Source organism: Humidisolicoccus flavus (assembly GCF_045689595.1).
GTDB classification, from domain to species: domain Bacteria; phylum Actinomycetota; class Actinomycetes; order Actinomycetales; family Microbacteriaceae; genus Humidisolicoccus; species Humidisolicoccus flavus.
The window spans coordinates 471,437-485,863 of the sequence record NZ_CP142724.1 but is presented as its reverse complement, the minus strand read 5'-3'; the positions used below and the strand labels follow the sequence as shown (position 1 = coordinate 485,863).

Genomic DNA, 14,427 nt, shown 5'->3' with positions numbered 1-14,427 from the left:
GCGGCACGGCGCAACTGTTTCGGAGGAGTTACGAAGACGCGGCTTTTGTAACGCTGAGGTTTCGAGCACCCCGGAAGAGGCACAGAAACATCAGCCCAGTCGAATCTCGGGGCTGGAACGTGCGCGAAGTGCGAGCAGCGACAGCGCGGTTCGAGAGTTCAGCGGTCGGAAGTCAGCGCGGCGTTTCGCTCGTCAGCGCAATCATGCGCGAGACAGAACGGAGGTATTTCTTGCGGTATCCACCGTTCAACATGTCTTGGGAGAACACCTGATCCAGACTGATCCCGCTCTGCACGATCGGAAGGCCGGCGTCATAGAGACGGTCGATGAAGGCGACGAGACGGAGCGCATCGTGCTGACCCTGCAATTGCACGACGTCCTTCAACACCACGGTGTCGATGCCCTCGATGACACGAACGAACTTGGACGGGTGCACTCGCTGCAGATGTTCGATGACATCCGAGAATTCGTCGACCGAGACCACACCGTGCAACTGCGAGATCCGTGCGTCGATCTCCTCGGCCGGAACAGTGATCGCGTTGCCGGAGATGTCGCGTTGCCGATAGTCGTTGCCGTCGATCCGCAGAATATTGAAGCGATCAGCGATCGCCGTGATCTCCCGCAAGAAATCCTGTGCCGCGAATCTGCCTTCGCCCAGCGCATTCGGAGGGGTATTGCTCGTCGCAGCGATTCGAGTTCCGCCCGCGACGAGTTCGCCGAGGAGTCTGGTCATCACCATGGTGTCGCCCGGATCGTCGAGTTCGAACTCATCGATGCACAAGAGGTGGGCGCCCTTCAGCGCAGCAACCGCTTCTTTGTAGCCGAGTGCGCCGACAAGCGCGGTGTACTCAATGAACGTTCCGAAGTATTTCGGACCTGGCGCTGCGGCGAACAGCGAAGCGAGCAGGTGCGTCTTTCCCACGCCGAAACCGCCATCGAGGTAGATCCCCGGCTTCTGCGATTGCTTCTTGCTGAAGAGTTTGAACCCCGTCGGTTTCCAGGATGATGCGAAGTTTCGCATCGATTCGAGCGCCGCGGCCTGCGACGGAAACGCCTCGTCAGGAATGTAGGTGTCGAAGCTCGCGTTATCGAACTGCGGAGGGGGAACCAGGTGATCAACCATTTGCCGAGCACTCAGCGATGGCTCACGACCAACGATGTGAGTGATCGTCTGATCCGTCGCACCCTGTGCAGTGTTCGTCATAGCGCCCCGGTGGCCTTTCGCATTGATTCATCGTTCGAACTTTCAGCACGCACCCGTCATGCTTGAATCGAACTTGCCCCAACAGAGCCTAGCCCTCGAAAACCCATGGAAGGACTCGCATGTCACTCGAGAACAATGACTTCGAGCAGTACGCCCACCCCGACCGACTGGTTTCGACGGAATGGCTTGCTGCCAATCTCAACCAGGAAGGTCTCGTAATCCTGGAAAGCGACGAAGACGTCCTGCTCTACGAGACCGGTCACATTCCCGGAGCAGTCAAGATCGACTGGCACACCGAACTCACCGATCCCGTCACACGTGACTTCGTCGACGGCGAGGGGTTCGCCGCGCTGATGTCTCGAAAGGGCATCGAGCGCGATACTGAGGTCGTTATCTACGGGGACAAGTCGAACTGGTGGGCTGCCTACGCCCTGTGGGTGTTCGAGCTGTTCGGGCACACGAGCGTCCGGCTCCTCGACGGCGGCCGCGCGAAGTGGTTCGCAGAGGATCGAGCGGTCGAAATGGGAGCGCCCGCGGTCGCCGAGACCGAGTACCCCGTGATCGAGCGTGACGACACGACGGCGCGAGCCTTTCGTGACGATGTCATGGCCCACTTCGGGAATCCACTGATCGATGTACGAAGCCCGGAGGAGTACTCCGGTGAGCGCACGACGGCTCCGGCGTACCCGGACGAGGGTGCGTTGCGCGCGGGGCACATTCCGAGCGCAGCGAGCGTCCCGTGGGGGAAAGCTGCGAATGAGAACGGCACCTTCAAATCACGTTCCGAGCTCGAAGCCCTGTACTTCGACGAGGCAGGCCTGCAGCCTGACGATGCGGTCATCGCCTACTGCCGAATCGGCGAACGCTCGAGCCACTCGTGGTTCGTCATGAAGTACTTGCTCGGCCTTGAGAACGTTCGCAACTACGACGGCTCGTGGACGGAATGGGGCTCGCTCGTGCGAGTTCCGATCGTCACCGGCGAGGCTCGCGGAGAGGCACCCCGTTGAGCTTGTCCCCAGCACTGGCGCAGATCGCAGAAGAGTTTCAAGCGCTGCCCGAGCCAGAGCGACTGCAGCTCCTCCTCGAATTCTCGAACAACCTCCCGGAGCTCCCAGAACGCTACGTCGGACACCCAGAACTGCTCGAACGTGTCGCCGAGTGCCAATCTCCCGTCTGGATCATCGTGGAAGTGAACGAAGGTTCGGTGGAAGTCTTCGCGCAGGCGCCTGCTGAAGCACCGACAACTCGTGGGTTCGCGTCGATTCTGATCGAAGGACTCCACGGGTTGAGCGTGCAAGAGGTCCTCGATGTCCCCGCTGACTATCCGAGCGAGCTTGGTCTCAGCAGGGCGATCTCGCCGCTCCGCCTTCGCGGCATGACCGGAATGCTCGGCAGAATTCAACGGCAAACCGCGCTGAAAGCAGGCGTTTTGCCCGAGTAAACGCGCCGGTCCTTCTTGCTTATTGCTCGGCGACGAGCGGGCTTGTTTCGTACCGACTGCTCGGTCGTGAGAACCCGAAGCGTGCCCGCAGCGAACCGGCGTCATCAGTGCCCCCTGCGTCGCCGCTCGTGAAGTTTCGAAGCACGTCATCAAGGGCACCCTCGACCTGCACGAACTCGATGCCGACGACGGCGGGGTGTGCGTTCGCGATCTCGACGAACGCTTCAATTCGATCCTCCGCGGTTCGAGAGGCGTCGATCCGCATGATGATGTTGCGGATCTCACTCGGTAACGCAGTGGCATCGCTCAGATCGATCTGCTCAGCATCGAGGAATACCAAATCGGCGCCTGACCGCGCGGCTGCGCCGTGTGCGAGCTGCGAGGCTCCCGATCGAACCGCGACGAGCGGATTACCCTGCGGAGGCCGCGGAGTGATCAGCGGGCCCTTCACGGTGAAGTACGCTCCAGCGTGATCGATGTGATGGATCTTCGAACTGTCTACATACCGAGCACTCGCAGTGTCGCGGATTTCCGCATCGTCTTCCCACGAATCCCAGAGTTCACGAAGCACTTCGATGAATTCTGCCGCCTCAGCGGCCAGTTCTTCATTAGAGAGATGGGCCGCGTGCGGGAAACGCTGACTCGCGACCTGGGATGACGAAGCATCGACGATCAATCCAGCGCGACCGCGACTCGCAAAATCAATCGTGGCAACAGCCTTTGCAGTGTGGAACGGCTCCGTGTAGTGCGAACCTGCCGCAACAAAGAGACCAATCCGTTTCGTCGTTCTCGCAAGAGCAGCGAGCGTTTCGGACGAGGAAAGCGCACTCACATTGGGCTGGTCGAGCGGGTCTGCAAGCGTGACGAAATCAAACCCGGCCTGTTCCGCTTCGATTGCTCGCGCTTCGATCTCACGAAAGGCCGCTCTTGGGTCGCCGGGACTCTGGGCGAGTGCAAGCCCGAAGCGAAGCGCGTTCATCGTGATGCTCCAATGCTGTATTCGTCAGCCGGAGTGGATGTGCTCCCCCAGCGTGCTGTGTGCAAGGTCCGAAGCCATGCATCGATCTCCGGGCCGCCGGCGTGGCCATGGATCCCCGCGGTGAAGAGCTGTTCCGGGCTCGCACCCACCGAGTAGGCCAGTTCGTGCTCGCGCCCCAGGTCCGTACCGAACATCGCGGGATCGTCCGTGTTGACCGTCATTCGCACGCCTGCTTCGAGCAGGCGTGCGTACGGGTGCTCTTTCCAGTCGTCGACGACTCTGGTCCGAAGGTTCGAGGTCGGGCACACATCGAGCACGATGTCTCGTTCGATGATTTCCTGGAGCAAATCTGGATCCTCGATTGCTCGGAAGCCGTGTCGGATGCGATGAGCGCCGAGCAGTTCAATCGATTCTTGGACCGATTTCGCCCCGTCGTCCTCGCCCGCATGTGGAACCGCTGCGAATCCGTTGTCCCGCGCGTGCTGGAAGAGTTCTTGGAAATGGACCGTCGGATTCGCTCGCTCGCGTCCGCCGAGGCCGATCCCGATGATCCCCCGGTCGAGAAATGGAATTGCATCGTCGATGATTTGACGGCTCAGCTCGAGCGGACGATTGCGATCGATGTCGGGGGTCAAACGAACGACCACTCCCGTTTCATCGAGTGCCTGCGCCACGCCCTCAGTGAAGCCTGAATACAGGGCGTCACCCGAAATGCCCCGAACGTAGTACTGACCCGGCGAAACGATCGCTTCGAGATAGACAGCACCGAACCCGGCCGCTTCGCGCGCGTATTCGACCACGATCCTTCGGAAATCGTCGGCGTCCGTGACCACATCGGTCGTGACGTTCCACACATCAATGAAGTGATGGAAATCCGTGAACTCGTAGAACCGCTCAAGCTCTTCGAGCGAATTGACGGGGAGCTCGAATTTGTTCTTCCGCGCGAGCGCGAACAGGGTGTCGGGACGAATGGCACCCTCGAGGTGAACGTGCAGTTCGATCTTGGGGTCCGCTGGGTCGTTTGCGAACTCGCTCGAGAGGGCTGAACCTGCGGTAATACTCATGCGACGAACTCCTGTCGGTCGGATTGATTGTCCAAGCCTCTGCGTGCGTCGTCCGATTGTCGCTCGCGCGGCAAATAGGACTTGGAACCCAGAATCTGCGCAACGAACTGCGCGGTCCGTGCTTCCTGTGGCGCATCGAGAATCTGCGCGGGAGGTCCTTGCTCGACGATCTCGCCGTCGTGCATGTAAATGATCCTGTCGGCGACTTCGCGTGCGAATGACATTTCGTGGGTCGCCAGGATCAGGGTCTGCCCGAGCGACTTCAAATCACCGATCAAGGAAAGCACTTCCCCGACCGTCTCGGGATCGAGCGCTGAGGTGACTTCGTCGAGCAGGAGCACCTGTGGTCTCGTCGCAAGCGACCGAATGATCGCTACTCGTTGCTGCTGGCCACCAGAGAGACGGTCCGGGAACTCATTGGCTTTGTCGGACATTCCGAATCGTTCGAGGAGTTCCATAGCCTGATGCTCGGCGGCTTTTCGCGGGATCCTTGCCACTTGTCGAGGCGCGAGCGTGATGTTCTGCAGGACGGTGAGGTGCGGGAACAGGTTGAACTGTTGGAAGACCAGCCCGACGTTCTGACGAACCTGGTTCCGATCGACGCCCTTGCCGGTGATCTCTCGGCCATCGAGCGAGATCGAGCCGGCAAGAACGTCTTCGAGCAGGTTGATCGTCCGAAGGAGCGTCGACTTCCCGCAACCGCTCTGACCGATGACCGCGACGACTTCGTGCGCACGGATATCCAGGTCGACGTTCCGCAGCACGACCCGTTCGCCATATGCCTGATACACCCCGCGCAGTGAGACCGCGGGCTGAGCATTTGCAATCGAGAAGTCGGTCATACGGCACCTCCGATTGCTCGTCTCATTTGGCTTCGCTTGAGCAGGTGATCCGTGAGCCGCGTCAGCGGGATCGTGATCGCCACGAAGAGGAGGGCGGCGACCAAGTAACTCGTGAAATTGAACACGGTGCCGGAATAGGCCTGTGCTGCACGTGACGCCTCCATCGGTCCGATGACCGAGATCAGCGCGGTCTCTTTCTGGAGCGCGATGAAGCCGGAGAGCAGCGGTGGAATCACTCGACGAACCGCTTGGGGCAGCACCACGAACCGCATCGTGGCGGCATGACCGAGTCCGAGCGAACGAGCGGCTGCGCGTTGGCCCGGGTGAATCGACTCGATACCAGCGCGATAGTTCTCTGCGGTGTAGGCGGCCGAAGTCAGAACGCACGCGACTGCTCCCCAAAACAGCGGCGAAGAACTGAGCCCCTCGATGCGAAGCGCCGGCATTCCCATACCGAGCATGAGGATGACGAGGATCGCTGGGAGACCACGGAACAAGTCGATATACGCGATCGCGAAGAATCTGAACGGGAACAAGATCGGGGACTGGAAATTGCGCATGAGGGCGAGGCCCATTCCCACGATCAGCACAATCGGTTCCAGGATCAGGAAGAGGGTGACGTTCAGCAGGAAGCCTTCAGCGACCTTCGGGAATGACAGACGGAAATGCTCTGGACTCAAGAATGCAGTTTGAAATGCGGTCCAGCCCTGTGAGGCCGTGAGGACGAGTGCCAGGACGGTGATGACCGCTCCGGTGCTGAGCGTCGCGATGATTGTCGAAACCACGAGTTCACGCTTTTGCCACCACGACTTCGGTGCCAGCAGCTGTTGCAGATCTGCGTCGGCAATGGGCGTGCTTCTCGAGGAGTTCGAGTGATGTTGAGGTGACCCTTGCGGGCGTCCGGTGATCGTCAAGACGTCTCCTCGGCGAAGGTCTCCTGCAAATGCCCTTGCAAGGTGCTGCCCGAATATTCGGTCCGGTAAACACCGCGCTCCTGCAATTCTGGAATCACTTGGTCGACGAACTCGTCGATTCCGCTCGGCACCACGGAGGGATTGACGACGAAGCCATCGGCTGCTCGCGACTGCACCCAGTGGTTGATGTCCTCCGCGACCGAGGCAGGCGTGCCGACGAAATCACGTCGAGCGAGGACTGTGCTGAACAGCTCACGCACTGACAAATTGTCACGCTCAGCGATCGCTCGCCATCCGGCGATCAGCTTCTGCCCGTCGCGTTCGCCGCCGACCTTCCCTTTCGCATACCGGTCAGCATGTTCAGGGCTCGGGTCGTTCGCCGGGATCGGACCGTCAACGTCGTAGTCCTCGTACCCTTCACCCCAAGCCTCTGTCAGGAGGAACTGCGCAACTCTCGGTGTCATCTCGAGTTCACGCCAATGCTTCTGTCGTTCGAGCGCATCCTCGGTCGAAGTGCCGAGTACGAATGCGGTGCTGGGCATGATGACGAGCTCTCCGCGACCATGCGCGGCGGCTCGCTCTGACATCTCGGTGACGAAGCGGCGTGAGTTCTCGATCGTCTGCCGTCCGGCAAAAATGACGTTCGCATTCCGGGCTGCAAGTTCTTTCCCCTCGACAGAGCCTCCGGCCTGAATAATCGAGGGGTTCGTGAAGCCGCCCGCCCCACGCGTCGCTTCACTCCAGTAGGCGAAGACTTCATCGAGAAAGGCTTGCGCGACCACGTACCGCTCGTGGTGCTCGACGAGTCGACCCGGTCGGAAGTTCGTGGAGGCACCGACCCCGAATCCAGTGTGGGATGTGACGACGTTCCACCCCGCCCGGTCGCCCGAGATCGCTTGCAGCGTGGCAAGGCCTCGGGCGACGTGGAACGGATCTGAGAAGGTCGTGCCGATGGTTGCAGCCAGCCCGATCGAGTTGGTTTCTGCAGCCAACGCCGCCAGGGTCGTCAGCGAATCCGGCTTATCGAGAATCGCGTGCTCGATGACCGAGCCCTTGTCTTCCTGTAGCCAGTTCGCTTCCGCCAGGAAGACGAAGTCGAACAAGCCACGCTCAGCACTCTGTGCAAAGTGTCGAAACGCTTCGAACTCGATTTGGCTTCCCTTCGGCGAGAGCGACCAAAGCGTGTGATGGTGATCGTTTGGGTAGAACGCGCCGAAATGAACGCGTCTGAGCGGTGGCTTCGTCATGAGTTATTCGGTGTACTCCTCGATATCGGCAGGAAGCGGAAGCCAGGTTTCGACCAGTTCGTCGATCGTGCCTTCTTCTTCGAGCTCCTGCAGTGCGGCGTTCACGTAGGGCGCGAGCGGGCTGTTGAGATCAAAGACGAAGCCCATGCCCTCGCTCAAGCCATTGTCCTTCAGGAGTCCTGCGATCTGCAGGTCGTCGTACTGGTTCAGCACCACGTTCTGAGCGATCTGCAGGTCTGCCACGATTGCGTCGACCTGTCCGTTCTCGAGTGCCTGCGTGCTCAAGGCCACGGTGTCAAAGGTCAGCACGTTGTCGGGGTTGATCGTTTCAGAGATGTAGGTGTCTTGCGTCGTAGCGACGACGGTGCCGAACGTGAATTGCGAGAGCTCCTCGATGCTCGTTGCTGCAGAAGCCTCGGAACCCTCCTTCGTGATCACGACACTTCGCGACACGTAGTAGGGGTCGCTGAACGTCACTGCGGCCTTGCGGTCTTCAGTGATGGAGACCTCTTGGACGTAGAAGTCGAACGGCTTCGGCCCAGGTGAGTAGGAAGCGCTGAACGCGGTGTAGCCCCAGGTGACGTCGCCTTCTGCGAACCCGAGCTTTTCCGCGACCGCGTAGGTGAGTGCGCTTTCGAAGCCTTCGCCATTCGAGGGGTCGTTGTCGATGAACCACGGGCTCCAGACCGGGTCGTCGACGTGGACGGTGAGGACGCCGTCTTCGATGAGTTCGAGCGCTGAGGGATCGCCGAGCACAACTTCCGCGGCGGCGCTTGGTTCTGAGGAATTCGACGCTTCTGGTGCTGCAGAGGTCGAGCAGGCGGTCAAAGCGAACAGGGCTGCAACCGCAGCGGTGAACAAAACCGGTTTTGGACGAACGAAGGTGGACATCGGGTGCCTTCCAAAAGGAAACAGGGAATCAAGGGAGATCTACTGTGGGCTGAGACGAGATTGCCTCTCGCACAATCTTCATCATGCTCATGTGTCCGACATGATGCGCGACCGTTGAGAATTGTTACATCGGGGCAATGCGACCTCGATTGCACACGACAGGATAGGACCATGGCATCTCCCACCTCCGCCGAGAGCGAGCACGTTCAGGCTCCGACGAGTACTCGGCTCTCGATCCTTGATCTCGTGTTGATCTCCGAGGGCGATACTCCGGCGGACACATTTCAGAACACCTTCGCGCTCGCAGAGAGCGCCGAGCAGTTCGGCTACGAACGGTACTGGCTTGCTGAACACCACCTCTACCCGGGTGGTGCCGGATCTACCTCATATTTGCTGATCCCAGAGCTCGCCCGTCGAACATCCACCTTGAAGCTCGGGACCGCCGTCCTCGTCATCGATAACTACTCCCCCGTGCAGGTCACGGAGATCGGCGGCACTCTGGCCACGCTCACGGGCAGGCCGATTGATCTCGGTCTCGGTCGAGGCGGCCCAAGCGTTGAACAGCGAGAGAAGGCGAAGGAGACGAACGCGAAGATCGCCTCCGGTGAGCTTGAGGTCGGACCGAAAGGCGCGCCGCGAGTCGTAGAGGGCGTGACGCTTCCCGCTTTCTCTGTCTTGCCGATGCGCGCTGATCGCGCCGAATTGAACGACCAACTGCTCTCAAGGACCCCTGGAAACCCTGCGGACTTTCCAACGCAGATCAACGATGTGCTCTCGTATCTTGAGGGCACCGCGACCAGTGCGACCGGAGAAGCAGTCACCGTCAATCCGGCCGAGGGATCTGACGTCACGGTCTGGGTGCATGGCAGCTCGCCGGGCGCGAGCGCAGCGCTTGCTGGAGAGCTCGGTCTGCACTTTGGTGCGAATTACCACTCGTTCCCACAACTGACGCTCGAAACGGTCCAGGCGTACCGGGATGCGTTCAAACCCTCCAAGTATTTGAAAGAACCGTATGTCGTCGTTTCGGCCGATGTCCTCGTTGCAGCGACTGCCGCTGAAGCAGAGCGAATCGCATCGCCGTTCGGTCCATGGCTGTATCGAGTTCGTACTGAGTACGCAGGGCAGCCGTATTTGTCGCCGGAGGACGCCGCAGCATTCCCTTGGGATGACGAGCGGGAGCGGATCGTGGCGGACCGAACGGCAAGCCGGATTGTCGGTGACCCCGAGACCGTCGTTGACCGACTTGCTGCACTGGCGCGAGCGACGGGAGCGAACGAGCTCGTCATCACAACGACCGCGCATACGCACGCAGATCGTGTCAATTCCTACCGATTGCTCGCTGAGGCATGGGAGCGGCGGAACGAGTCGGAGCGCCTCGCTGCGGAGTGATGGTTTTCGAACCATGTCGGTGGTGCCCGGCAAGATGGGAGTGAGGACAGAACATTGCTCTCGCAATGCTGCGCTATTTCCGGATAGCGTGATTTGACGGCGAGGAAGCCGCCGCCCTCTCGATAAACGCAAAGGAAGTCATTCTGAATGTCGTACACCCCCGCTGAAGATCGATATAACTCCCTGCCGTACCGCCGCACTGGCCGTTCCGGACTCAAACTCCCCGAACTCTCCCTCGGGCTCTGGCACAATTTCGGCGAAGAAGGAGATTACGAGTCGCAACGCGCGATCGTGCGGCGCGCTTTCGACCACGGCATCACTCACTTCGACCTCGCGAACAACTACGGTCCTCCGCCAGGATCCTCTGAGCGTCGATTCGGTCAGATGCTCCGCGAGGACTTCAGTGACCACCGGGACGAGCTCGTCATCTCCTCCAAGGCAGGCTGGGACATGTGGCCAGGACCGTACGGCAGTGGCGGCGGCGGAAGGAAGTACCTGCTCGCAAGCCTCGACCAGTCGCTCGAACGTCTCGGGCTCGACTATGTCGATATCTTCTACTCGCACCGCCCAGACCCGGACACTCCTCTGGAAGAGACCATGGGCGCGCTCGACACCGCGGTTCGATCAGGCAAGGCTCTCTACGTCGGCATCTCCTCCTACAGTGCCGAAGATTCACGTCGGGCCGCTGAGATCCTCCGCGATCTCGGTACCCCGCTCCTGATCCACCAGCCCTCGTACTCGATGCTCAACCGGTGGATCGAAACTCAGGGCCTGCTCGACACCGCAGAAGAACTCGGTTTCGGCGTCATCGGGTTTAGCGCTCTTGCGCAGGGCATGTTGTCGAGTCGCTACCTCAACGGGATTCCCGAGGGATCGCGAGCCTCGCGAAATGCCTCGCTCAAGCCCGATTGGTTGAACGAAACGAACCTCACGCTGTTGCGCGCGCTGAACGACATCGCTCGTGAACGCGGCCAATCGCTCTCACAGCTCGCCTTGCAGTGGGCATTGCGTGACGAGCGAATGACCTCACTCGTCATCGGTGCGAGCAGCGTTGCACAGCTCGACGAAAACGTTGGTGCGGTCTCTGGCCCACCCCTCACGCAAGACGTCCTCGATCGCATCGATTCCCTCGCGACCGATGCCGGAATCGACCTCTGGGCAGGGGCGCGAGACGGCGGCTCGATCAACAACTAGTCCGTTGCACGAGAGAAGGCTGGACCACTGTGGTCCAGCCTTCTCTTGCGTACGAAGCAGTGCTCAACGGAAAACGGCTTCAGCGGTCCTTGTTCGCAATGTTCGCGTCGATCCATGCACCGATCGAGCGCTCAAATGCTGCAGGGTTGATGTTCCAAAGCTTTGTGTGCCGTGCGTTTCGGTATTCCACATACGTCACGATGTCTGGGCGAGCCCTCGCGAGTTCTCGTGAGGCGGTCGCGGGAACGAAGCCGTCGTCGATGCTGTGCAACAGCAGAATCGGCGCACGAAGTTGATCGGCCCTCGCAACGACGTTGAGCACTCGAAGATCGAGTCGGTCGCTCCCGGTCAGCACGGAAGCGAGTCGAGACCGTAACAGCGCTCCGGCTGTCACGGCAAAGAGTTTCGGCAGGTGCAACGCTCGCAACTGGTGGTGCAGTGTCGGATCCCAGGCGACCACTGGCGATTCGAGGACAACACCCTGAATCATTCGACGAAATCTGCTCCGAAGCGCGGTCTGCAGTGCGATTTGCCCACCCATCGACCAGCCGACGAGCACGACATTGTCGGCGCCGTGGTCTCGAGCGAACGCAATCGCCGCTTCGACGTCGCGCCATTCACGCTCTCCCAGGCGATACCGAGCTCGGTCATCGAAGGGGGCTTCGCCGTCGTTCCGGTAGGAAATCAGGAGATTGGAGATGCCCCGCTCGAGGAACGGCCCAACCCCTCGCACGGTTTCTCCTCGTTGTACCGCCCGTCCATGGATGTGAATCGCCCAGGTTTCGTTCGTTTCGGCGCCCATCCGCCATGCCGGGGCAACACCGAGAGCTGTGTCAATCGGCACCTCGTCCCAATCGTTCGTGATGTCGCTCGGGTGAGAGAGGTACCAGCCGGAAAAGAACGCGCGTCGCGTCGCTCCGAGTCTCGCTCGAGCATCGCTCGAGAATTCTCGACGAACGGTGCTCGCCCCATGCTCGAGCACCTCACCGAGTGGCACGACGTCGTGAGCAAGTCGCAAGGCGTATCTTCCTGGAAGCACGGTGTCGGCGTTCGTTGCGAGCTCGATGCTCGACTCATCGACTTCGCGAATCGCAACGTCGGGTCGACGATTCTTCGGAATCGAGATCAGAGTTCGAGCGAGAATGGTCGTCGCGGCCGTAACGCCGATCGCAGCAGCCGCGAAGCCAGTGCCGATGAGCAGAGTGAGGGGGCGCGGAAGCACGGCGCGCCTCGCAGGAGCAAACACACGACGAGCCTAGTCTTATCGGCGTGTCGAATACCCCTCCAGAACATTCCGAGCCCGGCGAGTCGACCTATCCCCCGGCCTTTCGCGCAGCGCTCGAGCAATTGCGAGCGGCACCATTTCGCGATGAGTTGAGCGTTCGAGAAATTCCGGCGCCAGGCTCGATCGCACCCTGGTCAGTGGCTCTTTCTGCGGATATCGGAGCCCCTGAGCACGGACGCGACAGCGAACTCGGCACTGGGCGATTCATTCTGATGCACGATCCCGAAGAACCCGAAGCCTGGGGTGGCTCGTTCCGAGTTGTGAGCTTCATGCAGGCATCCCACGACACGGAGATCGCTGCGGATCAGTTTGTCGCAGCCGTCGCGTGGTCGTGGCTCGAGGAAGCACTCGAACAGCGCGAGGCGCAGTACCACTCACCATCCGGGACCGTGACAAAAATCCTTTCGAGCGGATTCGGATCGCTCGAGGCTCAGGGCGATGGCGCTCAGTTGGAAATGCGCGCATCGTGGACCCCCGATGATGCGAACTTCGGCGCGCATATCGCCGCGTGGTGCGACATTCTCTGCGCACTCGCCGGCCACTCCGTTCGTCCTGGGGCGGTCGGTCTTGACGCGGCACGTGGAAAGTTGGGGCGATGAGCGCAGAGGCAGAACGACCCGTGAACAACACTGACCCAAGCGACGCAGGCACGAGCGAGGCTCCAGCGGCGTCGCTGCCGGAGGCGACTCCACTGACCGTGCCTGTGGTCGTGACCACCGAAACCGCGCTCGCCGAGGCGATTGCAGGACTGCAAGCCGGTCACGGACCTGTCTTCGTCGATGCCGAGCGTGCCAACGGTTATCGGTACAGCTCCCGTGCCTACCTCGTGCAGTTGTACCGCGAAGGCAGCGATGCAGTGCTCATCGACCCGATCGCGATTACCGACTTCACACCACTGCAAGAAGCCTTGGCCGATTTGGTCTGGGTATTCCACGCCGCGAGTCAGGATCTCCCGTGTCTGCGCGAACTCGGTCTCGAACCTCCGAAGATTTTCGACACTGAGCTCGGCGGACGTCTCGCAGGATTTGAACGCGTCGGTCTTGCTGTGATGGTCGAGAAGCTACTCGGCCTTCACCTCCCCAAAGCACATTCGGCGGCGGATTGGTCGACTCGTCCCCTCCCGCAGGCGTGGCTCGACTATGCGGCGCTCGATGTGGAACTTCTCCCAGAGATCTACCACAAGCTCACTGTGATTCTGGATGAGCAAGGCAAGACGGCAATCGCCCAGCAGGAGTTCGATGCGGTGTTGAACCGCGATCCGAAGCCGCCCGCAGCCGAACCTTGGCGCCGACTGAGCGGAATTCACACGATCTCCGACCGCAAGGTGCTCGCTGTTGCTCGCGAGCTCTGGCACGCTCGAGATGAGTATGCGCGATCAATCGATTCGGCACCGGGTCGACTGATCGCCGATGGTGCGCTCGTCGTCGCTGCACAATCGAAGGCTCGGACCGCTCCGATGCTCCTCGGCGAGAAGGGGTTCCACGGTCGCACGGCCAAGAGCGAACTGCATCGGTGGTGGGCGGCGATCGAGCGCGGTCGCGCGAGCACTGATCTGCCCGCGACACGAGTGAAGAGCGACGGACCACCGCCGCCGAGGTTCTGGTCGTCGAAGCGCCCGCTTGCCGCTGCAATGCTCCAGGCTTCGAAGTCCACTGTCGGTGAAGTCGCCGAGGAACTCGGAATGCCGGTCGAGAATCTGCTCACTCCTGACACGCTTCGCCGCCTGTGCTGGAGCGAAGTCGCCGCGACGACTGACGCCGTCGCAGAAGGATTGCGCGAGCTCGGAGCGCGACCGTGGCAGGTTGAAGCAACTGCACAGCGAATTGCAACTTCGTTTGTTGATGCTCTCCAAAAGGTTTCCGCCTCTCCAGCGTCCGAATCATAGGAAGCGCCAAACGAGTTCGCGGCGTCGGCTCCTGTTCGTAGACTGGGCGAAATCCAGACACAGGAGGCATTGTGGCCAGTGACGGCGTCGTG

General features: G+C 60.7%; 14 protein-coding genes. 6 read left to right on the top strand and 8 right to left on the bottom strand.

What is annotated here, in order from left to right; genetic code table 11:
* Positions 1–172: 172 nt before the first annotated feature.
* On the bottom strand, positions 173–1,204 hold the full coding sequence (gene zapE / locus U2H20_RS02305) for a cell division protein ZapE (protein ID WP_430592899.1): 1,032 nt from the start codon (positions 1,202–1,204) through the stop codon (positions 173–175).
* Between the two features lie 119 nt (positions 1,205–1,323).
* Here zapE and U2H20_RS02300 point away from each other — a divergent pair, with 119 nt between their 5' ends.
* Both U2H20_RS02300 and U2H20_RS02295 read left to right on the top strand, forming a co-directional pair.
* Positions 1,324–2,211: a sulfurtransferase gene (locus U2H20_RS02300; RefSeq protein WP_430592898.1), complete on the top strand. Its 888-nt coding sequence runs from the start codon at positions 1,324–1,326 to the stop codon at positions 2,209–2,211.
* Positions 2,212–2,213: 2 nt separating this feature from the next.
* Positions 2,214–2,645 (top strand): SufE family protein, encoded by a 432-nt coding sequence (locus U2H20_RS02295; protein WP_430593573.1) that lies wholly within the window; start codon positions 2,214–2,216, stop codon positions 2,643–2,645.
* Positions 2,646–2,664: 19 nt separating this feature from the next.
* Here the strand turns inward: U2H20_RS02295 and U2H20_RS02290 are convergent, their stop codons facing one another.
* From U2H20_RS02290 to U2H20_RS02265, 6 genes are read right to left on the bottom strand one after another with little or no spacing between them, the layout of a single operon-like run.
* Complete coding sequence (locus U2H20_RS02290; protein WP_430592897.1) at positions 2,665–3,624, bottom strand: LLM class flavin-dependent oxidoreductase; 960 nt, start codon at positions 3,622–3,624, stop codon at positions 2,665–2,667.
* On the bottom strand, positions 3,621–4,688 hold the full coding sequence (gene add, locus U2H20_RS02285) for an adenosine deaminase (RefSeq protein ID WP_430592896.1): 1,068 nt from the start codon (positions 4,686–4,688) through the stop codon (positions 3,621–3,623). Before add ends, U2H20_RS02290 begins: the two co-directional genes overlap by 4 nt.
* Positions 4,685–5,530 (bottom strand): amino acid ABC transporter ATP-binding protein, encoded by an 846-nt coding sequence (locus U2H20_RS02280; protein ID WP_430592895.1) that lies wholly within the window; start codon positions 5,528–5,530, stop codon positions 4,685–4,687. Before U2H20_RS02280 ends, add begins: the two co-directional genes overlap by 4 nt.
* A complete protein-coding gene (locus tag U2H20_RS02275; protein ID WP_430592894.1) occupies positions 5,527–6,444 on the bottom strand; it encodes an amino acid ABC transporter permease in 918 nt (305 codons plus the stop codon). The genes U2H20_RS02280 and U2H20_RS02275 overlap by 4 nt, the downstream gene beginning before the upstream one ends.
* A complete protein-coding gene (locus tag U2H20_RS02270) occupies positions 6,441–7,691 on the bottom strand; it encodes an LLM class flavin-dependent oxidoreductase (RefSeq protein ID WP_430592893.1) in 1,251 nt (416 codons plus the stop codon). Before U2H20_RS02270 ends, U2H20_RS02275 begins: the two co-directional genes overlap by 4 nt.
* Positions 7,692–7,694: 3 nt before the next feature.
* Complete coding sequence (locus U2H20_RS02265; RefSeq protein WP_430592892.1) at positions 7,695–8,582, bottom strand: ABC transporter substrate-binding protein; 888 nt, start codon at positions 8,580–8,582, stop codon at positions 7,695–7,697.
* 171 nt (positions 8,583–8,753) lie between these two features.
* Between U2H20_RS02265 and U2H20_RS02260 the strand changes: the two genes are divergently transcribed.
* Together U2H20_RS02260 and mgrA are read left to right on the top strand one after the other, a co-directional pair.
* Positions 8,754–9,971, top strand: a complete 1,218-nt coding sequence (locus U2H20_RS02260) for an LLM class flavin-dependent oxidoreductase (RefSeq protein ID WP_430592891.1) — start codon at positions 8,754–8,756, stop codon at positions 9,969–9,971.
* A 147-nt stretch (positions 9,972–10,118) separates the two neighbouring features.
* On the top strand, positions 10,119–11,165 hold the full coding sequence (gene mgrA, locus U2H20_RS02255) for an L-glyceraldehyde 3-phosphate reductase (RefSeq protein ID WP_430592890.1): 1,047 nt from the start codon (positions 10,119–10,121) through the stop codon (positions 11,163–11,165).
* A gap of 79 nt (positions 11,166–11,244) precedes the next feature.
* Here the strand turns inward: mgrA and U2H20_RS02250 are convergent, their stop codons facing one another.
* Positions 11,245–12,387: an alpha/beta hydrolase family protein gene (locus U2H20_RS02250; RefSeq protein ID WP_430592889.1), complete on the bottom strand. Its 1,143-nt coding sequence runs from the start codon at positions 12,385–12,387 to the stop codon at positions 11,245–11,247.
* Positions 12,388–12,434: 47 nt separating this feature from the next.
* Here U2H20_RS02250 and U2H20_RS02245 point away from each other — a divergent pair, with 47 nt between their 5' ends.
* Together U2H20_RS02245 and U2H20_RS02240 are read left to right on the top strand one after the other, a co-directional pair.
* Entirely contained in the window at positions 12,435–13,049 is a 615-nt protein-coding gene (locus tag U2H20_RS02245; RefSeq protein WP_430592888.1) for a DUF3000 domain-containing protein, read from the top strand.
* Positions 13,046–14,335: a ribonuclease D gene (locus U2H20_RS02240; RefSeq protein ID WP_430592887.1), complete on the top strand. Its 1,290-nt coding sequence runs from the start codon at positions 13,046–13,048 to the stop codon at positions 14,333–14,335. Before U2H20_RS02245 ends, U2H20_RS02240 begins: the two co-directional genes overlap by 4 nt.
* Positions 14,336–14,427 lie beyond the last annotated feature (92 nt).

Bases quoted from the DNA above. Each gene is read 5' to 3' on its own strand.
- mgrA (WP_430592890.1), top strand. From the start codon at position 10,119: ATGTCGTACACCCCCGCTGAAGATCGATATAACTCCCTGCCGTACCGC.
- zapE (WP_430592899.1), bottom strand. From the start codon at position 1,204: ATGACGAACACTGCACAGGGTGCGACGGATCAGACGATCACTCACATC.
- add (WP_430592896.1), bottom strand. From the start codon at position 4,688: ATGAGTATTACCGCAGGTTCAGCCCTCTCGAGCGAGTTCGCAAACGAC.
- U2H20_RS02265 (WP_430592892.1), bottom strand. From the start codon at position 8,582: ATGTCCACCTTCGTTCGTCCAAAACCGGTTTTGTTCACCGCTGCGGTT.
- U2H20_RS02300 (WP_430592898.1), top strand. From the start codon at position 1,324: ATGTCACTCGAGAACAATGACTTCGAGCAGTACGCCCACCCCGACCGA.
- U2H20_RS02290 (WP_430592897.1), bottom strand. From the start codon at position 3,624: ATGAACGCGCTTCGCTTCGGGCTTGCACTCGCCCAGAGTCCCGGCGAC.
- U2H20_RS02270 (WP_430592893.1), bottom strand. From the start codon at position 7,691: ATGACGAAGCCACCGCTCAGACGCGTTCATTTCGGCGCGTTCTACCCA.
- U2H20_RS02280 (WP_430592895.1), bottom strand. From the start codon at position 5,530: ATGACCGACTTCTCGATTGCAAATGCTCAGCCCGCGGTCTCACTGCGC.
- U2H20_RS02240 (WP_430592887.1), top strand. From the start codon at position 13,046: ATGAGCGCAGAGGCAGAACGACCCGTGAACAACACTGACCCAAGCGAC.
- U2H20_RS02260 (WP_430592891.1), top strand. From the start codon at position 8,754: ATGGCATCTCCCACCTCCGCCGAGAGCGAGCACGTTCAGGCTCCGACG.